This window comes from Aliiroseovarius sediminilitoris (assembly GCF_900109955.1).
Taxonomy (GTDB): Bacteria; Pseudomonadota; Alphaproteobacteria; order Rhodobacterales; family Rhodobacteraceae; genus Aliiroseovarius; species Aliiroseovarius sediminilitoris.
Genome location: NZ_FOJB01000001.1, coordinates 54,695 through 74,943, shown reverse-complemented (window position 1 = coordinate 74,943; position 20,249 = coordinate 54,695). Strand labels below are relative to the sequence as shown.

Sequence of the window (20,249 nt, the reverse complement as noted above, 5' to 3'; positions counted from 1 at the left end):
CCTGAAACGGCGTGCCCTCTCTTGCATCTGGTCTTCATGACCCGCACAGTGAAGCGCGAGCAATTCATGAGGATACCATGACCGTAGACCCCGACCGCCACGCATCGAAGATGGCCAAGAAGAAAGCCGCCCGCGATAAGATCATGGCGACCAAGACCGACAAAAAGGGCTTGATCATCGTCCATACCGGCAAGGGCAAGGGCAAAAGTTCTGCCGCGTTCGGGATGATCTTCCGCTGCATCGCGCATGGCATGAAATGCGCTGTGGTCCAGTTCATCAAGGGTGGGATGGATTGCGGTGAACGTGATCTGATCAATGCCAAGTTCAGTGATGTGTGCGCGTTCTATACGATGGGCGAGGGCTTTACCTGGGAAACACAGGACCGCACCCGCGACGTGGAGATGGCGCAGGCTGCATGGGAGAAGTCGAAAGAGCTGATCCGTGATCCGTCGAACACCATGGTGTTGCTGGACGAGATCAACATCGCAATTCGCTATGACTATGTGGATGCGAACGAGGTCGTCAAATTCCTGGCCGAAGAAAAACCCGAGATGACGCATGTTGTTCTAACCGGGCGCAACGCCAAGGATGAACTGCTCGAAATCGCCGATCTGGTGACTGAGATGGAATTGATCAAGCACCCGTTCCGGTCAGGCATCAAGGCGCAACAGGGGGTCGAATACTAGGCCTCGAAGGAGGACGAGAGATGCCCAAATACTATATTGCCTATCACGAGCCGCGCGATGTGCCCGATGATAAGAAGGCAGACATGCAAGCCGCATATAAAGCGTGGATTGCCAAGTATTCCGACACTTTCGTCATGCCCGAAACGCCGTTCAAGGCGCAATGGACGGTAGATGGCGATGGCGCACGTGAAGGATTCAAGCAACCCATGATGGGCTTTTGCGTAATCGAAGCGGCCGACGCAGATACGGCATTGGCGATTGCCAGCGAAAACTCATTCCTCCAGATGGGCACCATTCATCTGGCGGAAATGATGGATATGCCGCAGGGCTGAAAGCGCCGGTCGCGGCCCTTCAACGCTGTTTCCCGATCTCGCGCAAGGCGTTCAGTGTCAGACTGGGCGTCGCAACCTGCGGGTCCAGCACCAGTTCGATCACCGCCAATGTATCGGCGGCTTTGGCGCGGGCAAAGGCGGCGGCGAAATCTTCGCCATTGGTCACGGTCTCGCCATGCCCGCCGTAAGCGCGGGCAAGCGCCGCGAAATCGGGGTTGGCCATGTCGGTGCCAGACACGCGCCCCGGATAGGTACGCTCCTGATGCATTCGGATCGTGCCGTATCGCCCGTTATTGGCGATGATCGCGATGGGTTTGGCACCATGCTGGATCGCGGTGGACATCTCGTTCAGGGTCATCTGGAATTCACCGTCCCCTAGCCACGCAATGACGGTCCGGTCCGGATGTTCAAGGCTGGCAGCGACCGCGGCGGGAAACCCGTATCCCATGGACCCGGAGGTCGGGGCCAGTTGTGTGCCATGCTGCTTGAAGCTGAAATACCGGTGCAGCCAGGTGGCATAGTTTCCGGCCCCGTTGGTCACGATGGCATCGTCGGGAAGGTTTCTGGACAACCACAGAACGACCTCTTCCATCTTCACATTGCCGGGTGTCGTGACGGGCTGCTGAAACGCCTCATAGTCTGCGCGCGCGGACTTGGTCCAGTCTGCCCAGCGGGGCGCTTGCGTTCCATTCGTGCGCACAAGGGCGGCCAGCGCCTCTGGCCCGGTGGCCACCAGCGCCAGATCGGCGTGAAAGACGCGCCCCAATTCGTCCGGGTCGGGATAAACGTGCACGATACGCTTGCCTGTGGCAGCGGGGTCCAGAATTTCGTATCCGCCGGTTACACTGTCGCCCAGACGCGACCCCAGCACGATCAGCGTATCGGCATCGCACATACGCGCGCCCAGTTTCGGATTCATTCCAACCCCAGGGTCGCCGACATAGTTCGGGTGACGGTTGTCCATGAAATCCTGCCGACGGAAGGTGCAGGCGACCGGCAGGCCATGAGCCTTTGCAAAATCGGCAAGATTGCGGGCGGCGTCTGGGGTCCAGCCCGGTCCACCCGCGATCACCAAAGGCGTTTTCGCGTCTGTCAGTATCGCGGTGATTGCCTGCGCGTCCTCGGCTGTCAGGTGCCCATTCGTGCGTGCCATCGCCGGGCGGTCCGGCACGTCGGCATGGGCGCTCAGCATATCCTCGGGCAGGGCCACCACCACCGGGCCGGGGCGACCAGATCGGGCCATGTGGAAAGCGCGGGCCAGGTATTCGGGCAGGCGTTCGGTCTGATCCACCTCGCAAGCCCATTTGGCAAGTGTGCCGAACATGGCGCGATAATCGACCTCCTGAAACGCTTCACGGTCGCGGTGGCCCCGCGCGATCTGGCCGACGAACACCACCATTGGCGTGCTGTCTTGTTGCGCCACGTGAATGCCCGATGCGGCGTTGGTTGCGCCCGGTCCACGCGTGACGAACAGCACGCCCGGCTCTCCGGTCAGCTTTCCATGCGCCTCGGCCATCATAGCCGCGCCACCTTCCTGGCGGCAGACGATGTTTTCGATCCCGCTGTCATGCAGCCCGTCGAGCGCTGCCAGAAAACTCTCACCGGGCACTGAGAAAACGCGGCACACCCCTTCGGTTTTCAGGTGATCGACCAATATCTGTCCGCCATGCCGCATGTCTTCGCTCCTTATCGCTATTCAACCGTTGACCTTGCCCGATGCGCACCGCACCTTAGCGTGATGCAGCAGGAGGTTGACTTGTCTAAACATCGTTTGCTTGGCATGTCCGGGTCATTGCGTAAAGACGCAACGAACCGGCTTCTGATCCGAAATGCCGCCCGCCTGTATGGCGACGCCGAATTTACCGAGGCCGATCTTGATCTGCCCCTGTTCAACGCCGACAACGAAGAGGTGCACGGCGCACCTGACAGTGTTGTCCGACTGGCCGGGCAGATTGCTGTGGCGGATGCGGTCATTATCTCGACCCCGGAATACAACAGGATGCTGTCAGGCGTTCTGAAAAACGCACTTGATTGGGTCAGCCGCGTGAAGCCCTTGCCATGGACGGGCAAGCCGGTCGCGGTCATGTCTGCTGCAGCGGGGCGCGCTGGAGGGGTGAGGGCCCAGAACTCTCTGGTTCTGGCGATGATGCCATTTCAGCCGCGCCTGATCACCGGACCAGAGATGGCCGTCGCAGGCAGTCGTCAGGAATTTGACGATGATGGGCAGTTGAAAAGCGAACGATACGAAGCCACCCTGAAAACCCTGATGGAGAAATTGCAGGCCGAGGTCGAAAGTGGTTAGGCGCGTGCCCGACGTTAGAGACTGGCCGCGACCTTGAAATCCTCGGGGATGGTGTCGCGCCCGTCCAACACCAGATCGGCCATCACCTCGCCGACCTTTGGTCCCATGCCAAATCCGATCTTGAAGCCACCATTGGCGATGAAGTGATCGGGCCTGCCGGGGTATTGGCCCAGCATCGGGGCGCGGGACTTTGCGCGAGGTCGCACCCCAGCCCAGCGTTCGATGACAGGGGCGTCCGCGATGGCCGGGCAGACTTCGCGAGCACGCGCGATCACATCGTCCAAGGCGTCATCGCAGCTTGCGGGATCGTCAAAATCGCGTTCGCTGGTAGACCCGATGGCAACCGTCCCGTTGGCATGGGGGATGATGTGTAACGCATCGGCGAACAGTTGTGGCAGGTGGGCGGCGTCATGCTGCAACAGGGCGCTTTGCCCCTTCACCCCGTTGCCGACGGGTTTGCTCAGCTCTTGCGACAGGGCCAGAAGCCCCTGCCAGCCGGTGGCCCAGACGACGCGCCCTTCTTCGTCTGCCGCGCTTGCAACCTCGCCTCCCTTGGCCTGAACTGCCCCGGCCAACGCCTTCGCAGCCAGTCGCGGGTTCATACGCGCGGTCAGCGTGTCGTGGATCAGGTATCCGGTAGCACTGTCAGGTGCCCAGCCCGGAAAATCGGTGATGGGGCGAACCTCCCACATGGCCTTCCCTTGCCACAGGGACTTAGCCTCGGCCTTGCGGTCGTGGGCAAGGGCCAGAAGGCGATCATCGGCAATGGGTTGCAAGCGGCCAGTGCGGCCATACCCGGACGGCAGGCCAGACACCGCCTCGACCTCGGCCCAGTAAGCTTCCGCCATGATCAGGCTGTCGAATTGAAATGCCTTCTTGGCGTTCCAGCGTTCCGGCACATGCGGGGCCAATGCACCAACCAGCCCGCCAGAAGATCCGGCCCCGACGCCACCCGGATCAATCACCCTCACCTTCGCGCCTCGCTTCAGGCAACTCCACGCCACCGACAGGCCGAAAATGCCCGCGCCATAAATGGTCACATCCACGATTGCCAAAGCATCGGTCCTTCTTCATGGTCACGCGCGTTGGGCCGAGTTCTAGGGCAAGTCATGGCAAAGAACCAGATCGCAGACATCTCGTGGAAAGAAAGCGGCGTGCCGGTGGCGGCGCAGTTTGGCGACCCGTATTTTTCACTGGAAGACGGGTTGGCCGAAACGCGTCATGTCTTCCTGGGCGGCAACGATCTGTCTGCCCGGCTGGCGTCAGGGTTTCATATCGCGGAACTGGGCTTTGGCACCGGGTTGAACATGCTGGCGACGTTCTTGACTTGGCAGGAGGCGGGGGCGCCAAACCGCGCCCGCTTCACCTCGTTCGAAGCCTTTCCCATGACGGTGGAGGACATTGCCAAAGCGCTGGATGCCTTCCCGGAAGCGCGGGCCGTCGCTGCGCCATTCCTATCGGCATGGGGTGATGGTGCGCGCACGTTTGATCTGGACGGTTTTGCGGTCGAGGTGATCATGGGCGATGCCCGCCAAACCCTGCCCGCGTGGCGGGGCAAGGCCGATGCGTGGTTTCTGGACGGGTTCTCGCCTGCCAAGAACCCCGAGCTTTGGGGGGAAGACCTGATGATGCAGGTCGGCGCGCATACCGTCCCCGGTGGCACATTCGCGACCTATACCGCGGCCGGTTTCGTGCGTCGGGCGCTGGACGCGGCAGGCTTTGACGTGGAACGCGCACCGGGATACGGGCGCAAGCGGCATATGAGCCGCGGCACCCTGCGCCGTTGAGGAGCCACCAGATGGACCAGAACACCCGCGCCGGTATCCTGCTGATGATTGGTGCGACCTTTGTTTTTGCGCTGCAAGACGGGATTTCACGTCATCTTGGCGGAACCTACAACGTCTGGATGATCGTGATGATCCGGTATTGGTTCTTCGCGGCCTTCGTCATCTGGCTGACCCGCCGAAATGGCAGTTTAAGGAATGCCCTGCGACCCGCCCGCCCGTATCTGCAAGCCTTTCGTGGCGCGCTTCTGGCGCTTGAAATCTGTGTGACGGTTTTGTCTTTCGTTCTGCTGGGGCTGGTGGAAAGCCATGCGATCTTTACCAGCTACCCGCTGCTCATCGCGGCGTTCTCGGGTCCGGTATTGGGTGAGACCGTCGGCTGGCGGCGTTGGTTGGCGATCGGCATTGGGTTCATCGGCATTCTGGTGATCCTGCAACCCGGCGTCGGTGTTTTCGCCCCCGAGGCGATCGTGCCCTTGATCGGGGCCCTGATGTTTGCGCTTTACGGGTTGCTGACCCGGCTGGCTGCGAAAACCGACAGCACCCAGACCAGCTTTTTCTGGACGGGCATTGTCGGCGCGGTCGTGATGACCGTCATTGGCGCGTCGTTCTGGGAACCGATGATCGCGCGCGATTGGGCCTGGATGGCCCTTTTGTGCGTCACCGGTGTGCTCGGGCATTGGCTGTTGATCAAATGCTATGAGTTCGCCGAGGCCAGCGTGGTGCAGCCCTTCGCCTATCTGCAACTGGTGTTTGTCGCGATCCTTGGCGTGTCCCTGTTTGGTGAAGAGCTTCGGACAAACGTGGTGATCGGCGCGGCCATCGTGGTCGGCGCAGGGATATTCACCCTGATCCGCAGCCGCCGCGCGACACGACCTATTGCTTAAGCTCTTTCGACAGGGACAGGGGTTCGGTCTTGCCGGTCAGCCGCGCCCGGTAGATCGGCAGGCTTTCGGCCACCCGCATGACGTAGTTGCGGGTTTCGCGAAACGGAATGTGCTCGATCCAGTCGATGATGTCGGTTGAACTGGCGCGCACGTCCCCCAACTGCTCGGTCCACCGGGTCGCACGGGTGGGTCCAGCGTTATACGCCACCGAAAGCAGCACTGGGTTCATACCAAAATCCTCGATCAGCTTGGCAAGGTATTCGGACCCCAGCCGTGTGTTGTATGCCGGGTCGGTGATCAGGCGTGATTTCGAATAGGGCATATCCAGACGCTTGGCCATGTCCGACGCCGTGCCGGGCATAAGTTGCATCAACCCGCGCGCACCCACGCCGGACATGACGCTTGGGTCAAATTCGCTTTCACGTCGCGCGATGGCAAGTTCAAGCGCACGGGGCACGGTCCGGTTGCCGCGACCGATATCCGGCGTTGGGTAATAGGGGCGCGGAATCGTCAGGCCGACACTGGCAGCTTGTTTTGCGACCATCACCTGCAAATGCGGCTCGTCCACGCTTTCCGCCCATGCGCTAAGCTGGCCGAGCTCCTCGCGGTTCAGGTTTTCAGCCAGTTGCACGGTAAAGCGTCTGGCCCAGGATCTTTCGCCTGCGGCTTGCAGCAGACGTGCGGCCTCCATAACGGATCCACCCCAGAACCGCGCCTTGGCGAACGGCGGGAAAGGTTCGTTTCCGATCAAGGTCGGATCCATTGGCATTCCGGCTTTTTCTGCCGCCAGCAGTCCATAAAAGCTGGTCTGATACTCGCCGCCCAATTCATACGCAGCCTTGGCGGCGACCGTGTCGCCGGCGGCTTCATAGGCCCGACCCAGCCAATAGCCCGCACGCCCCATGCTGATCGGAGAGTTCACACTCTGCCGAAAAATCTGAAAATGCTCAAGCGCGGTGATCGGATCGTTCAGCTTGCGCAGGGCGACATAGCCGGCGATCCATTCAAGGTCGGCCCGATCCGATCCGCCATTCAGATAATGAAACGATGCCAGTTGATAGGCCTGCTTAGCTTTGCCCTCGCGCATCGACCATCGGGCCAGGACGCGGCGCCAACTGGCCCAGCGTTGGGGTTTCCCCAGTGACGCCACGCTGTTCGAACGGGCAAGAATCAGGTCAACCGCATCCTGATTGCGCCCTTTCGACGCTCGCCACAGGAAACGCTCGTATGCCAGCCCTGCATCGTCTGCCAACGCGGACGGCACCGCGGCGATCAGCGCATCGACGCCGTCGTCCTTTTTGCGCAGAGCCAATCGGGCTTTGGCCAATGCTTGCTGATCCTTGCTGACCAAAGGTAGCATCCGGGTCGCTTCGGCGGTAGCACCACGCCACAACAGGGTGTCGAGCCTGTCCCAATGGTAAGGCCTGAGAGTGTCGCCATAGCGCGAGATAAAGGCCTCATGCTCTTCCTCGTCCAGCGACAGGGTGCGCCATGCCAGTATGATGTGGGCGCGTGCGTCTTCGGCTGCACCGGTGGCAGTCAGGGCTTCGGCCAACCGCAATGCGCCCCGACCGGTCTGTGGCGGCTCTGGTTTGAAGAAGGCCAAAACCTTCGCGGGATCATAGCGATGTGGAATGGTTTCTTCGGATTGTTTGCGCAGGTATTTCAGGCCCGGCCAATCCGGATGATTTGCCAAAAAGGTGCGGGTATCCTCGAAACTGCCCTCGCCGCGACGCAGCCTGTGCCATTCGACGATATCTCGCACCAGCGGACCGCTTGACTGTGCGGTCGCCAATGCCGATGGCCAATCGTCAGATCTCGCCTGTTGAACGGCTTGTTTCAACGCGCTGACCGCGTCTGATTCTTGCGCCGATGCCCCGGTTTGCAAGGCAAACAAGGGCAATAACGACAGGGACATGGCCCCGATTGTGTGCTTAAAAATCCTGCTCATTTGGAAAAACTAGTAATGGCAGCCGGATACGCAACACACAAACTTGGCATTTGTGTTGAACCCGGCTAGTTTCCGCCGCGTTTGAGGTCGCGAGTCAGTTCGCGACCCTGAAAATCTGAAACAACAAAATTGGAGCGTGTCATGTTCAAAGGATCTCTTCCTGCCCTGGTCACGCCGTTCAAGGACGGCGCAGTGGATTTCGACACGCTCAAACGCTTGGTCGAATGGCATATCTCCGAAGGTTCGCACGGGCTGGTGCCGGTGGGGACAACCGGAGAAAGCCCGACGCTGAGCCACAAGGAACACGAACAGGTGGTCGAGGCCGTTGTGACCGCCGTCGCCGGCCGCGTGCCGGTGATTGCCGGGGCTGGGTCGAACAGCACTGCCGAAAGCCTACGTCTTGTGAAACATGCCAAGACTGTGGGCGCGGACGCAGCGCTGGTCGTAACCCCATACTATAACAAACCCACCCAAAGTGGGCTGATCGCGCATTATTCGGTGCTTGCCGAAGTTGGTATTCCGATCATCATCTACAACATTCCGCCGCGCTCGGTGGTGGATATGTCACCTGCGACGATGGGAGAGCTGGCGAAGCTGGACATGATTGTCGGCGTCAAGGATTCCTCGGCCGACCCGGGCCGGGTTGCCATGCAGCGCATGACCTGCGGCAAGGATTTCATCCAATTGTGCGCCGAAGACCCGGCCGCGGTTGGATACAACGCGATGGGCGGGGTCGGTTGCATTTCCGTGACCGCGAACGTGGCGCCGAAACTGTGCAGCCAGGTGCAGGAGGCGACACTGGCCGGCGATTTTGCCAAGGCGCTTGAATTGTCCGACAAGCTGATGCCTCTGCATCGCGCGATCTTCCTCGAACCCGGCGTGGCCGGGGCGAAATACGCGATGTCGCGGCTGGGCATTTGTGATGGCGAACTGCGCCTGCCGATGGTCGAGGTGACGGATGGCACCAAGACACAGATCGACGATGCCTTGCGCCACGCAGGTTTGCTGAACTGATCAAAACAGCCCGGTGGTCTGTGAATTGCAGATGGCCGGGCTGGACAGCGCCCGATCGAACGCCTACATCCGCGTCATGGCCAAGACGAAAGACGACCCCAACTACAAGGTGATCGCCGAGAACCGGCGGGCGCGGTATGATTACGCGATTGAGGAAGATGTCGAATGTGGCATCGTTCTGATGGGGTCCGAGGTGAAGTCGTTGCGCGAAGGCAGTGCCAACATCGCCGAGAGCTACGCGGCGGTCGAGGATGGCGAGCTGTTCCTGACAAACGGCTATATTGCACCTTACAAGCAAGCCGTGACCTGGGGTCATCTGGAGCGCCGCAAGCGCAAGCTGTTGGCGTCAAAGCGCGAGATTTCGAGGATGTGGAATGCGACCCAGCGCAAGGGCATGACCCTTGTGCCGCTGGTCATGTATTTCAATCACAAGGGCTTGGTGAAGATCAAGATTGGCATCGCCAAGGGCAAGAAGGCGCACGACAAAAGGGCAACCGAGGCCAAGCGTGATTGGGGACGCCAGAAGCAACGGTTATTGCGGCACGGGGACTAGGCTCAGGGCTCATTGATTGACCTGAAAAATGACGATTTCTGCGATACAGTTTGTGAGAAGAATGCGTTTGCACATCTGTCGTTTCTTGTTGCGATACGACGCCAGTCTTTGAGCTTGGCGAACAGATTCTCTATCTCGTGGCGCTGTTTGTATAAGGTTTTACAGGAGCTTGCAGCGCGCCTCCACCTGGCTCTTGGCGGAATGCAGGGCGTGAACCGACGTGCTTCCGGGGCTTCACGATAACTATCACTGTCGTATCCCTTATCGCCAATCAGTTCGAATGCGGGCCGCAGATCAGACAGAAGGATGGCGGCTCCATGCGGTCGCTTTGCTGCTCTCTTGGTTTTGGATGGCAGTGTTTCAGAACCGTCGGCGTCTCGCTAGAAATTAGTAGGCCCTGACCCCAGGCTGCGGGGCTTCGTTGCCGTTGCTTGGGATAGGCCGGATGACTGCTGTTGCGACTGGCCGTGAAAGGGTAATATGACTGAATGAAAACACGTGTAGCACTTCTTCGCGCGATCAATGTTGGCGGGACCGGCAAACTGCCTATGACAGAGTTGCGCTCGATGGCGGAAGCGGCGGGCTTGACCGATGTGCGAACCTACATTCAGTCAGGAAATCTCGTATTCTCTACCGCCGACGACCTGCCGACGGTGAAAACGGCGCTTGAGAAAAGCCTTGAAACATATGCAGGCAAGCCCGTCGGCGTCTTTGTCCGCACCGCTCAAGATATGCAAGATGTGCTCGATGCAAACCCGTTCCCGAATGCCGAACCAAGCAAGGTCGGCGTTCTTTTTCTCGATACGCCACCGCCTTCCAAAACGATTGAGGAGGCCAAAGGGCAAGCTGATGAAGAAATCGGACTCGGGGAGCGCGAGGTATATGTTCATTTTCCATCCGGGATGGGAAAATCGAGACTGCGACTGGCAGCCATGTCCAACGGCACTCTTCGTAACATCAATACGGTTGCAAAGCTCGTCAAAATGTCGAGGGGTTGATACGGAGCAACTCGCCAAAGCCGATATTTGGTGTCGACACATTCTTTGCCCATGCTTCCTCGCTATCAGATGTTGACCGAAGCAACACGGTAGATATCTATGGCCAGAAGAAACCCAAGGTGGTTTCATCAGGGCAGGCATATTTGCGAGGGGGGGGGGAACATGAAGATCAAGGCGATTGCGTTTGACGCCTACGGAACGCTGCTGGATGTCTTTTCGGTCGGCACTTTGGCGGAAACGATGTTTCCCGGCAAAGGTGCGGCAATCGCCACGACGTGGCGGGACAAGCAGATCGACTATACGCGGCTGCGCAGTATGAGCGACAAGTTCGCGGATTTCTGGCAGGTGACGGGCGACGCATTGGATTATGCGTGCGAGGCGCACGGTGTGGTGTTGTCAGAGGGTGCGCGCCGTGCGTTGATGGATGCCTATGAAGTGCTGACGGCGTTTCCTGAGAACCGCGTGGCGCTTTCCCGTTTGCAGGAGTCGGGTATTCCCATGGCGGTTCTGACCAACGGCAGCACGGGGATGATCGGGGCCGCTTTGCGGGCGTCCGGGTTGGACGGGTTCTTTGATCACGTGTTGAGCGCGGACAGTGTTCAGGTGTTCAAGACCGCGCCCGAAGTCTATCAGCTTGGACCCGAGGCGTTTGGGTGCGCGGTGTCTGAGATACTGTTCGTGTCCTCGAATTGCTGGGATATCTGCGGGGCGACGTGGTTTGGGTATCACACGATCTGGCTGAACCGTTATGTCCAACCGATGGAGCGGTTGGGCGTCGAGCCGAATGCGCGGGGTCGGTCACTGACCGACGTGGCGGATTACGTGCTGGGGTGATGGCGGTCTTGTCGTTTCGGGCCGTCATTGGTGATCGTGTCCAGCGACAGGGTGTGATCCATGTTTTTCATTCTGTGGCGTAGCATCTGCCGGGTCAGGCGTGACAGGTCCGCGGCGAAGGCGGGGTTTTCGGCGACGTTCTCCATCTCTCCTTGACCGGCGCGGTCAAACAAAAGTGGGGGCAGGTCGGCGGCAAACTCAACCAAAGTGAAACGCTCATCACGCAGGATGCCAAGGCAGGAATTGCAGGGGGTCGTCCCAAGCCGTTTTTGCCACAGGGTGGGTGCCTCCGGTTCGGCAAAGTCCAGTTCCGAGAAGGAATAGCTGCGCCAGTCGTCGGGCACCGTGCCGTTCAGAAGCGGTAGAAGGGATCGCCCATCCATCGAATTTGGCACCCTTTGCCCGACCCAATCGAGGATGGTCGGGGTCAGGTCAATTGATTCTGTTGGCGCGTTAACTTCGTAGCCTTTGTCACAGCCAGGGGCGTGTATGACCAGCGGCGTGTGATAGGCAGCGTCATAGACGTTGTGTTTGCCCCATGCGTGGTGATCGCCCAGCATTTCCCCGTGATCCGAGGTGACGATCAGTAGCGTGTCATCCCACTGGCCGCTGTCTTTCAGGAATGCGATCACGCGGCCAATATGGTGGTCCACTTCGGTCGCCAAACCCAGATAGACCGCGCGCAGGGTTTGGGTGGTGTCATCGCAAGGCGGCACGTTTGCGCAGCCGATGACAAAATTTGCCTCGGTCGTGGTGTCGAGGGCTGGCCCGAAGAAGGGGTGGACCGAGGCCTCGGTTTTGCGGTCCCCGATACGGTTGGGCAAGGGAAGGGACGCTGGGTCATACATGTCGTTATAGGGTGCTGGCGCGACCAGCGGCGGGTGTGGCCGGATATAGGTCAGATGCGCAAACCAGCTCTGATTAGTGTAGGCTGGCATCGCGTCCAGAAACCGATCGGTCAGAAATGCGGTGTCGCTGTCTTCGGCTGCATAAACGGCCGGGGCGTTCAGGCGCCCTCCATCACCCCCCGGGATGTAGAGCTGCCAGTAATTGTCGAAGGTGTAGCCTTTGTTCAGAAGGTATGAACGCCATGGATAGGACATTTCCAGCCGCATCTCGACCTGTTCGGAAAAGCCCTCCATTGGAAATTCATAGGTCTGCATCGCAGGGTCACTTGGCGCATGAATGCGTGGGTCGTGCGAGGTGTCGGTATAGCCAAACAGCATTGGCAGGTATCCGGCCTTGCGCATTTCACTGGCAATTGTCGGCGTATCATGCCGCAAGGGCGTGCCATTGCGGACCGAGCGGTGGTTCATCGCATATTGCCCGGTCAGGATCGAGGCGCGCGACGGGCCGCATGGATTGGTGACAGAAAAATGATGTCGGAACGTCACCGCGTCAGCCATAAGAGCGCGCAGGTTGGGCAGGTCAACATGATCGGCCAAGGCGCCGTGCAGGCAATCGGCGCGCAACTGATCAATAATGATGAAAAGGACATTCCGCTTCTTGGCCATATCGTCAATCCCGGTGTTGTGGATTGTTCGTGCTGCCCTTTTTCCGTTCGAATGGAAGACCCGGCACAAACCGTCCAAAAATCTGCGAGGAGGGTCGAGGAAAAACCCGACGCCTTCAAGAAATACTTGACGAAGCGGTGATGGATTGTGGCTGACAACACGCCCGACCAAAGCCCGCAGGAGAGCGGAGATGAAAAAAGAGTTGATTGGCAGAGTGTTGACAGCGGCGGTGATAGCGCATGACACTTACACGATCGTCGCAGAGTCGCGTGTCATGAAATCGATTCTTTCCTGATTGATGATCCACATGCGTTCTGTGACAGGCACCCCGGATGTGGGGCGCAGAAGTGGGGGCTCGTGTTCTTTCAAATTGCATCTTGCAGTACGATGTCCGCCGCCAAAACCGTGTCGATGGTAAAGCGAGGTGAACTGGACTGATTGGGCGTTTCCAGCTGGCGCTATTTCATGCCGGGATAATGACAAAGACTGACGGCACAAAACAAAAATCAGAAAAAACGTAATCAACAGGAGAATAAAATGACAACGGATACCAAATTCAGCCGCCGGTCGGTGCTGAAAGGGGCGACGACAATGGGTGCTGCTGCCCTTGCCACACCGCTTTATGTGAAACGCGCGCTGGCGTCGTCCGGTGAAGTCAACATCTTGATGTGGTCGGATTACCTGCCGCCCGAGTTTATCGCTGGCTTTGAGGCGGAAACCGGGATCAAGGTGAACTATACCGGGATCGGCTCGAACGAAGAGATCATCAACAAGATGAAGGCCACCAAGGGTCAGGGTTTCGACATCATATCGCCGACCAACAACCGGTCGCTGCAATGGGGGCCGCTGGAGCTTCTGCAACCGTTTGATCTGTCGAAGGTCAACATTGATGCGGTGAACCCTGCCATGGCGAAAATCGGCACCGATGCGTGGAACTTCGGGGATGCTGGCGTCCATTGGCTGCCGCATATCTGGGGCACCGAAGGCATCGCATATCGCACCGACTTGTGGCTGCCCGCGGGTGACGCGCCAAGCTATGGCGACGTTTGGTCGGAAGAAAACGCTGGCAAGACCATGGGCCGTGCGCATTCGATGATGCTGGGCGCTGGCCTGTACATGGAAGCATCGGGCGAGATGGAGCCGGGCTCGATCTGGTCGGCATATGAAGACGAGGAAACGATGCGCAAGGTCTGGGGTCAGGTCACCGATTGGTGTGTGGCTCGCAAGGATCGCATCAAGCTGATCTGGAACGATGCCGACACGCAGAAGAACGGCCTTCTGAACGAAGGTGTAGTGGTTGGTCAGACCTGGGATGGCCCGCCACTGGCGCTTAAATCGGCTGGAGAGCCGGTGCATTACCAAGCACCGGTCGAAGGTGCGATGGCTTGGGTCGACGGCATGTCGATGCCGGTGGGTGCCGAGAATATGGACGAGATCTATGCCTTCATCGACTATGCCTATCGTCAGGAACCGGCAGGTAAAGCGATTGACAGCCATGGCTACAACTCGCCCGTTCTCGGGGCAGACACCTATTCAGGTGACACCTACAAGAAGAACTTCTCGGAAGCCTATCCGGGTGACAGTCTGGCCAACCTGAACCCGTGGCCAGCAGAAGCGCCTTGGTATGCAGATGTGCGGACAGAGTTCGTCAACAAGTTCAAGAGCGCCTGATCGCTTTGGAATTGCGTTCCCCTGCCTGCTGGTGGGGGAACGTTATAGCTCAGTTTGAAACGATAAACACGGAGCCGCACCCCGCCAGAAGGGTGTGATCAATTCGTGCATGGGGAGAAGCCATATGAGTGCCGGAGTAGGCGTCGATCTTGAAAACCTGTGGATTCGCTTTGGAGATTTCGTCGCGGTTCGCGATGCGAATGTGCACATCAACGGGGGCGATTTCTTCTCGTTTCTTGGCCCATCGGGTTGCGGCAAGACCACGATCCTGCGCGCCGTGTCCGGGTTTCTGGAACCCAGCGAAGGCAATGTGCTGATCGGTGGCAATAACATGAAGGGCATCGGCCCGAACAAGCGCCCGACAGCTTTGATCTTCCAGAACCTTGCCCTGTTCCCGCTGATGAAGGTGTGGGAGAATATTACGTTTTCAATGGAAATCGCGGGGGCTTCGGCGAAAGAGCGCCGCAAGCGGGCCGATGAATTGCTGGACATGATCGCGTTGTCGGATCAGGGCGACAAGCTGCCCAGCGAGCTTTCAGGCGGTCAGCGTCAGCGCGTGGCGATTGCGCGCGCTTTGTGCGCCGAACCGCATGTGCTGCTGCTGGACGAACCCTTGTCCGCGCTGGACCTGAAGCTGCGCCAACATATGCGCACCGAGCTGCGCGAGATTCAAAAGCGTGTGGGCATCACCTTCATCTATATCACCCATGACCAGGGCGAGGCGCTGACCATGTCCGACGACATTGCCGTCATGCGCGCTGGCGTGATTGATCAGATCGGAGATGGCAAGACGATCTATAACGATCCCGCCACTGCCTTCGCCGCCTCCTTTGTAGGCGAAAATAATGTGTTCCGTGGCAAGGTGCTTGAGGTGGACGGGACTGAAGCCCTGATACGGACCAACCGTTCAGGCGTTTTGCGATCACGCATTTCGACGGCAAATGTCGGCAAGATGAATGTGGGTGACGATGCAATGATGTTCATTCGCCCCGAAGCGCTGTCGCTGGCGGCCAAGGGATCAACCGGCGACCACTATGTCACCGCGCAAGTGACCCACGAAGAGTTCGAAGGAAACTCCTTCAATATCTTCATGGCAGGCGACGGCGGGAAAGAGATCAAAGTCGCGATCCCGAACCACGGGCAATCTTTCGATGACCACACCGGGCAAGCCATGACGCTGGAATACGAGGTCGACAACGCCGTTGTAGTCCCTGCCGGCGAACTGGCTGCGGAATAGGGGGTCGTCATGCCACGTTTCCTGCGGGAGTTTTTCAACCGAAACGGCACGATGATGGGGTCGGTGATGCTGGGGCTGGTCCTGTTCTGGACCATTGGCCTGATTATCCTGCCACAGTTGTCGATGCTCGACTTTTCGTTCCGTCCAAACCTGCCGCCACCTGAAATCGGCGGGCCGAAAGATGTCTATACGCTTGAGAACTACAAATATCTGGTCTACGGGCCGGAAGGCGGCAGTCAGGATTACAATGCGGTCGATCTGAAGGTGTTTTTTCGCACGCTTGTTGCGGCGGTGTTTGTGACCATCTTCAACCTTATTATTTGCTACCCCATCGCCTATTATCTGGGCCAGACCAAGGGCAATCACATCCGCATTTTTGCCCTGATGTTGATCATTCCCTATTGGATCAACGAAATCCTGCGGGCGTTTGCCTTGCGCATTATCTTCGGAGAAAGCGGCGTCCTGAACACTCTGCTGGTCGGCACCGGGATATTCGATACGCCGTTTGACTTCATTCGCAATGACATCGCGCTCTACGCCGGTCTTGGATACGCCTATATCCTTCTGATGATCTTCCCGATCTATAACGTGATTGAAAGCCTTGATCACAACCAGATCGAGGCCGCGCGCGACCTTGGTGCCCCGTGGTGGCGCATCCATAAACGTGTGGTGATCCCTTATGCCAAACCCGGCATCAGCTCTGGCTGCACGATGGTATTCATGCTGTCTGCCGGCGCGCTGGCTGCGCCGCAGATCCTTGGCGGACCATCGTCGCTGTGGTTCACGCAGTTGATCTATCAGCAGTTCAATGACAATTCCGATTGGCCGCAAGGCGCGGCCTACGCGATTGTGCTTCTGGTGACCTGTATCATGCTGGTCTTGGCCGTGATGCGCCTGTTCAAGGTGAACATGGGGGATATCGGCAAATGAACAATCCCGTCATCCGTATTTCGATCTGGATCTATCTGGCGATCTTCTTTGCCTACCTGCTCGGCCCTCTTGTGATCATGTCGATCACGGCGTTCAACTCGCCCAGTTTTCCGCGGGCAACGCCGTGGGAATGTCTGACTTTCGAGTGGTTTTCGGCTCTGTTTCAGGATGAGCGTATCCTGAATGGCATCAAGAACTCGATCCTGGTGGGCATCGGCACGATCATCCTGTCCGTCTCAATGGGACTGGCCGGTGCGCTGATGCTGACGCAAATCTGGCCCAAGCTGCGCGCAACCTATTACACAATCATCATCGCCCCGATCCTGATCCCCGGCGTGGTGCTGGGTATCTCGACGCTGGTGTTCTGGGACCGGATCAACAGGATGCTGGGGCTGGGTGCGGACAGCTTCTTGTCCAACGGGCTGTTTCTGACCATCATCGGTCAGTCCACCTTCATCGCCAGTTACTGCATGTTGGTGTTGGTGGCCCGCCTGCAACGCTATGACCTGGCGCTGACAGAAGCCGCCTTGGACTTGGGTGCAACCCATGCCCAAGCGTTCCGCAAGATCCTGTTGCCGTTCATGCGGCCTGCGATTGCGTCCGCGGCGGTGCTGGCGTTCTTGGCCTCGTTCGAGAACTACAACACCACCACCTTCACCTTCGGCGAATACCCTACACTGACCATCGAACTGGCGCAGAAGGTGCGCTATGGCATCACACCCGCGATCTCGGCGCTGGCTTTCATGATCGTTGTTTTGACCGTCTTTGCGGCGCTGTTCAATGAAGCGAACATCAAGCGCAAAGAAGTTGTCGCGAAGGCGCGCCGGGACGGGGCCAACGTTGGCGACGTGACGGGCGGCGTTAAACTTCCCGGGTTCTTCACCGGGAACGCGGCTGCTGTTGCGCTGGTGGTCTTTGCGATTGCCACCATCGCGGTGGTCGGAACGGCAACTGTCTATAACCCCCAACAATGCATCGCCAATGTGCAGGACCAGAAGCGCCTGGAGACCCAGCAGCGCATTCAGGAACTGCGTGAACAACGCCAGCGCGATGCCGAAGCCAAAGCCGCCGAAGAAGCGACAGACGGCGGGGCGACAGCTCCGAAGCCGTCCAACAACTCCGGCTTTGGCGGTGTGTTTGCGCCGGGAACGCTTCAGGGCGAGGACGAGAGCAGCGCTCCAAGCGATGAGCCTGACTCGTCCAACAACTCAGGTTTTGGAGGTGTCTTTGCCCCCAACAATATCGGGGGCGGAAGCGACTGAGCGAAAGCGATGACCCGCGAGACGCAAAAAGCCCCGGTGGTTCCACCGGGGCTTTCTCGTTGGAACGATGCGCAATTTAAGCGTCTTCGTCTTTTTTCTTCTGTTCCGGCACGACTTCTTCGCCGGTTTCCTGATCGACAACTTTCATCGAAAGGCGCACTTTGCCGCGATCGTCAAAGCCCAGGAGTTTCACTTTCACTTCCTGGCCTTCTTTCAGAACGTCCGACGGGTGGTTCAGGCGGCGGTTTTCGATCTGGGACACGTGGACCAGGCCGTCGCGTTTACCGAAAAAGTTCACGAAAGCGCCGAAATCGACGATCTTCACGACCTTACCGGTGTAAACCGCACCTTCTTCCGGTTCTGCCACGATCGCGTGGATCATGTCATAGGCCTTCTGGATGGCGTCGCCATTGGGCGATGCGATCTTGATCACGCCGTCATCGTTGATATCGACCTTGGCGCCCGAAGTTTCCACGATTTCGCGGATGACCTTGCCGCCCGAACCAATCACTTCACGGATCTTGTCGGTCGGAATGTTCATGGTTTCAATGCGCGGGGCGTGAGTCGAGAACTCGGCCCGGCCAGCGGACAGGGCTTTGTTCATCTCTTCCAAGATATGCAGACGGCCTTGCTTGGCTTGCGCGAGGGCTTTCTCCATGATCTCGGGCGTGATGCCTGCGACCTTGATGTCCATTTGCAAGGAGGTGATGCCGTCTTCGGTGCCTGCCACTTTGAAGTCCATGTCACCCAGGTGATCTTCGTCACCCAGAATGTCGGTCAACACGGCGTACGAGCCGTCATCTTCAAGGATCAAGCCCATGGCCACGCCAGCCACGGGGGCTTTCAGCGGCACAGCGGCGTCCATCATTGATAGCGAACCACCACAGACCGACGCCATCGAGGATGAACCGTTGGACTCGGTGATCTCGGACACTACGCGGATCGTATAGGGGAAGTCGGTGGCCGACGGCAGAACCGCCTGCAACGCACGCCAAGCCAGCTTGCCGTGGCCGATTTCGCGACGGCCAGTAAAGCCGAAGCGGCCGACTTCGCCGACCGAATAGGGCGGGAAATTGTAGTGCAGCATGAAATTCGACTTGTAGGTGCCGGTCAGCGCGTCGATCATTTGCTCGTCGTCGCCTGTGCCCAAAGTGGTCACGACCAGACCCTGTGTTTCACCACGGGTGAACAGGGCCGAACCGTGTGTGCGGGGCAGAACGCCGACCTCTGACACGATCGGGCGCACCGTGTCCAGCGCGCGGCCGTCGATGCGCTTGCCGGTCTTCACCACGTCACCACGCACAACCGAGCTTTCCAGCTTTTTCAGCGCGGAGCCGAGGTTTTCGTCTTCCTGTTGCTCTTCGCTCAGGGATGCGATGATGTCGTCCTTGGCGGCGGCCAGTGCCGCGACACGTTCCTGCTTGTCGGTGTTGCCGTAAGCTGCGCGGATTTTGTCTTCGCCAGCCGCTTTCACAGCTTCGTAAAGGTCCGAGTAATCAGCAGGCTGATAGTCGAAAGGTTCCTTCGCGGCAGCTTCCGCCAGTTCGATGATCAGGTCGATGACGGGCTGGATTTGTTCGTGGGCAAAGTTCACGGCGCCCAGCATTTCGGTTTCGGTCAGCTCATAGGCTTCCGATTCAACCATCATCACGGCGTCTTTGGTGCCAGCAACCACAAGATCCAGACGTTGGTCCGGGTTGTTGCGCAGCTGGTGCATGTCGTCGCAAGTCGGGTTCAGGATGTATTCACCATCTTCAAAGCCAACACGTGCGGCAGCAATCGGGCCCATGAAAGGCGCGCCCGAAATGGTCAGCGCAGCCGAGGCCGCGATCATCGCCACGATGTCGGGATCGTTGACAAGGTCGTGGCTTAGCACGGTGCAGATAACCAGAACTTCGTTTTTGAAGCCGGGGACGAACAGCGGGCGGATCGGACGGTCAATCAGACGGCTTGTCAGCGTTTCTTTTTCCGTTGGACGCGCTTCGCGTTTGAAGAAGCCACCGGGGATTTTGCCGGCTGCATAGTATTTTTCGTTGTAGTGAACCGTCAGCGGGAAGAAGTCCTGACCGGGCTTTTGTTCCTTCGCGAAGGTTACGTTGGCCATGACCGAGGTTTCGCCCAGCGTGGCGATGACCGATCCATCAGCCTGACGGGCAACCTTGCCGGTTTCCAGAGTGAGGGTTTCTTCGCCCCACTCAATCGATTTTGTCGTTACATCAAACATCATGTTTTCCTAGTTGGAAGCACTCCCGGCCCTCCGGGTCTTCCGTTGTCATGGTGGCCCCATTGCCACC

Annotated in this window: 19 protein-coding genes; 13 read left to right on the top strand and 6 right to left on the bottom strand. The window is 58.7% G+C overall.

Translation table 11 applies throughout. The features are described 5' to 3' along the window. Positions 1-77: 77 nt before the first annotated feature. Together cobO and BMY55_RS00350 are read left to right on the top strand one after the other, a co-directional pair. Positions 78-686 carry a cob(I)yrinic acid a,c-diamide adenosyltransferase gene (gene cobO / locus BMY55_RS00355; RefSeq protein ID WP_091427296.1) on the top strand — a complete coding sequence of 203 codons (609 nt, stop codon included), beginning with the start codon at positions 78-80 and terminating at the stop codon, positions 684-686. A gap of 20 nt (positions 687-706) precedes the next feature. After that, positions 707-1,018 carry a YciI family protein gene (locus BMY55_RS00350; protein WP_091427293.1) on the top strand — a complete coding sequence of 104 codons (312 nt, stop codon included), beginning with the start codon at positions 707-709 and terminating at the stop codon, positions 1,016-1,018. Between the two features lie 19 nt (positions 1,019-1,037). Here BMY55_RS00350 and BMY55_RS00345 read toward each other — a convergent pair whose 3' ends face one another. Continuing rightward, positions 1,038-2,693, bottom strand: coding sequence for a thiamine pyrophosphate-binding protein (locus tag BMY55_RS00345; protein WP_091427291.1), 1,656 nt, complete (start codon positions 2,691-2,693; stop codon positions 1,038-1,040). 81 nt (positions 2,694-2,774) lie between these two features. On the opposite strand from BMY55_RS00345, the gene BMY55_RS00340 reads away from it, so the two are divergent. After that, a complete protein-coding gene (locus BMY55_RS00340) occupies positions 2,775-3,320 on the top strand; it encodes an NADPH-dependent FMN reductase (RefSeq protein WP_091431862.1) in 546 nt (181 codons plus the stop codon). Positions 3,321-3,334: 14 nt separating this feature from the next. Here the strand turns inward: BMY55_RS00340 and BMY55_RS00335 are convergent, their stop codons facing one another. After that, entirely contained in the window at positions 3,335-4,375 is a 1,041-nt protein-coding gene (locus tag BMY55_RS00335) for an NAD(P)/FAD-dependent oxidoreductase (protein WP_091427288.1), read from the bottom strand. Positions 4,376-4,429: 54 nt separating this feature from the next. On the opposite strand from BMY55_RS00335, the gene mnmD reads away from it, so the two are divergent. Together mnmD and BMY55_RS00325 are read left to right on the top strand one after the other, a co-directional pair. Beyond that, positions 4,430-5,107 (top strand): tRNA (5-methylaminomethyl-2-thiouridine)(34)-methyltransferase MnmD, encoded by a 678-nt coding sequence (gene mnmD / locus BMY55_RS00330; RefSeq protein WP_091427286.1) that lies wholly within the window; start codon positions 4,430-4,432, stop codon positions 5,105-5,107. 11 nt (positions 5,108-5,118) lie between these two features. Further along, entirely contained in the window at positions 5,119-5,991 is an 873-nt protein-coding gene (locus BMY55_RS00325; RefSeq protein ID WP_091427284.1) for a DMT family transporter, read from the top strand. Here the strand turns inward: BMY55_RS00325 and BMY55_RS00320 are convergent. Next, positions 5,981-7,942: a lytic transglycosylase domain-containing protein gene (locus tag BMY55_RS00320; protein WP_245744607.1), complete on the bottom strand. Its 1,962-nt coding sequence runs from the start codon at positions 7,940-7,942 to the stop codon at positions 5,981-5,983. The genes BMY55_RS00325 and BMY55_RS00320 overlap by 11 nt on opposite strands. Positions 7,943-8,083: 141 nt before the next feature. Here BMY55_RS00320 and dapA point away from each other — a divergent pair, with 141 nt between their 5' ends. Then, positions 8,084-8,956 (top strand): 4-hydroxy-tetrahydrodipicolinate synthase, encoded by an 873-nt coding sequence (gene dapA / locus BMY55_RS00315; protein ID WP_091427280.1) that lies wholly within the window; start codon positions 8,084-8,086, stop codon positions 8,954-8,956. 76 nt (positions 8,957-9,032) lie between these two features. Next, complete coding sequence (gene smpB / locus BMY55_RS00310; RefSeq protein ID WP_091431860.1) at positions 9,033-9,509, top strand: SsrA-binding protein SmpB; 477 nt, start codon at positions 9,033-9,035, stop codon at positions 9,507-9,509. A gap of 2 nt (positions 9,510-9,511) precedes the next feature. Here the strand turns inward: smpB and BMY55_RS17170 are convergent, their stop codons facing one another. After that, complete coding sequence (locus tag BMY55_RS17170) at positions 9,512-9,781, bottom strand: hypothetical protein (RefSeq protein ID WP_407639071.1); 270 nt, start codon at positions 9,779-9,781, stop codon at positions 9,512-9,514. 216 nt (positions 9,782-9,997) lie between these two features. Here BMY55_RS17170 and BMY55_RS00305 point away from each other — a divergent pair, with 216 nt between their 5' ends. Together BMY55_RS00305 and BMY55_RS00300 are read left to right on the top strand one after the other, a co-directional pair. Continuing rightward, on the top strand, positions 9,998-10,507 hold the full coding sequence (locus tag BMY55_RS00305; RefSeq protein ID WP_091427277.1) for a DUF1697 domain-containing protein: 510 nt from the start codon (positions 9,998-10,000) through the stop codon (positions 10,505-10,507). Positions 10,508-10,669: 162 nt separating this feature from the next. Next, positions 10,670-11,341, top strand: a complete 672-nt coding sequence (locus BMY55_RS00300; protein WP_091427274.1) for a haloacid dehalogenase type II — start codon at positions 10,670-10,672, stop codon at positions 11,339-11,341. On the opposite strand, the gene BMY55_RS00295 is transcribed toward BMY55_RS00300, so the two are convergent. Beyond that, complete coding sequence (locus BMY55_RS00295; RefSeq protein ID WP_091427271.1) at positions 11,326-12,855, bottom strand: alkaline phosphatase family protein; 1,530 nt, start codon at positions 12,853-12,855, stop codon at positions 11,326-11,328. The two genes, BMY55_RS00300 and BMY55_RS00295, sit on opposite strands and share 16 nt — an antisense overlap. Before the next feature lie 537 nt (positions 12,856-13,392). Here BMY55_RS00295 and BMY55_RS00290 point away from each other — a divergent pair. The 4 genes from BMY55_RS00290 to BMY55_RS00275 all read left to right on the top strand — a co-directional run bounded on the left by BMY55_RS00290 (position 13,393) and on the right by BMY55_RS00275 (position 17,955). Beyond that, a complete protein-coding gene (locus BMY55_RS00290) occupies positions 13,393-14,526 on the top strand; it encodes an ABC transporter substrate-binding protein (RefSeq protein WP_091427269.1) in 1,134 nt (377 codons plus the stop codon). A 124-nt stretch (positions 14,527-14,650) separates the two neighbouring features. After that, positions 14,651-15,763, top strand: coding sequence for an ABC transporter ATP-binding protein (locus tag BMY55_RS00285; RefSeq protein ID WP_091427266.1), 1,113 nt, complete (start codon positions 14,651-14,653; stop codon positions 15,761-15,763). A gap of 9 nt (positions 15,764-15,772) precedes the next feature. Continuing rightward, complete coding sequence (locus BMY55_RS00280; protein WP_091427262.1) at positions 15,773-16,693, top strand: ABC transporter permease; 921 nt, start codon at positions 15,773-15,775, stop codon at positions 16,691-16,693. Then, on the top strand, positions 16,690-17,955 hold the full coding sequence (locus BMY55_RS00275; RefSeq protein WP_091427260.1) for an ABC transporter permease: 1,266 nt from the start codon (positions 16,690-16,692) through the stop codon (positions 17,953-17,955). Before BMY55_RS00280 ends, BMY55_RS00275 begins: the two co-directional genes overlap by 4 nt. Positions 17,956-18,031: 76 nt before the next feature. Here BMY55_RS00275 and pnp read toward each other — a convergent pair whose 3' ends face one another. Next, the gene (gene pnp / locus BMY55_RS00270; protein ID WP_091431858.1) at positions 18,032-20,179 is read right to left on the bottom strand and encodes a polyribonucleotide nucleotidyltransferase; all 2,148 of its coding nucleotides are present in this window, start codon (positions 20,177-20,179) and stop codon (positions 18,032-18,034) included. Between the last annotated feature and the right edge of the window lie 70 nt (positions 20,180-20,249).

Bases quoted from the DNA above. Each gene is read 5' to 3' on its own strand.
- smpB (WP_091431860.1), top strand. From the start codon at position 9,033: ATGGCCAAGACGAAAGACGACCCCAACTACAAGGTGATCGCCGAGAAC.
- BMY55_RS00290 (WP_091427269.1), top strand. From the start codon at position 13,393: ATGACAACGGATACCAAATTCAGCCGCCGGTCGGTGCTGAAAGGGGCG.
- BMY55_RS00320 (WP_245744607.1), bottom strand. From the start codon at position 7,942: ATGAGCAGGATTTTTAAGCACACAATCGGGGCCATGTCCCTGTCGTTA.
- BMY55_RS00280 (WP_091427262.1), top strand. From the start codon at position 15,773: ATGCCACGTTTCCTGCGGGAGTTTTTCAACCGAAACGGCACGATGATG.
- BMY55_RS00295 (WP_091427271.1), bottom strand. From the start codon at position 12,855: ATGGCCAAGAAGCGGAATGTCCTTTTCATCATTATTGATCAGTTGCGC.
- BMY55_RS00305 (WP_091427277.1), top strand. From the start codon at position 9,998: ATGAAAACACGTGTAGCACTTCTTCGCGCGATCAATGTTGGCGGGACC.
- pnp (WP_091431858.1), bottom strand. From the start codon at position 20,179: ATGTTTGATGTAACGACAAAATCGATTGAGTGGGGCGAAGAAACCCTC.
- BMY55_RS00300 (WP_091427274.1), top strand. From the start codon at position 10,670: ATGAAGATCAAGGCGATTGCGTTTGACGCCTACGGAACGCTGCTGGAT.
- BMY55_RS00350 (WP_091427293.1), top strand. From the start codon at position 707: ATGCCCAAATACTATATTGCCTATCACGAGCCGCGCGATGTGCCCGAT.
- BMY55_RS00325 (WP_091427284.1), top strand. From the start codon at position 5,119: ATGGACCAGAACACCCGCGCCGGTATCCTGCTGATGATTGGTGCGACC.
- dapA (WP_091427280.1), top strand. From the start codon at position 8,084: ATGTTCAAAGGATCTCTTCCTGCCCTGGTCACGCCGTTCAAGGACGGC.
- BMY55_RS00285 (WP_091427266.1), top strand. From the start codon at position 14,651: ATGAGTGCCGGAGTAGGCGTCGATCTTGAAAACCTGTGGATTCGCTTT.
- BMY55_RS00345 (WP_091427291.1), bottom strand. From the start codon at position 2,693: ATGCGGCATGGCGGACAGATATTGGTCGATCACCTGAAAACCGAAGGG.
- BMY55_RS00275 (WP_091427260.1), top strand. From the start codon at position 16,690: ATGAACAATCCCGTCATCCGTATTTCGATCTGGATCTATCTGGCGATC.
- cobO (WP_091427296.1), top strand. From the start codon at position 78: ATGACCGTAGACCCCGACCGCCACGCATCGAAGATGGCCAAGAAGAAA.
- mnmD (WP_091427286.1), top strand. From the start codon at position 4,430: ATGGCAAAGAACCAGATCGCAGACATCTCGTGGAAAGAAAGCGGCGTG.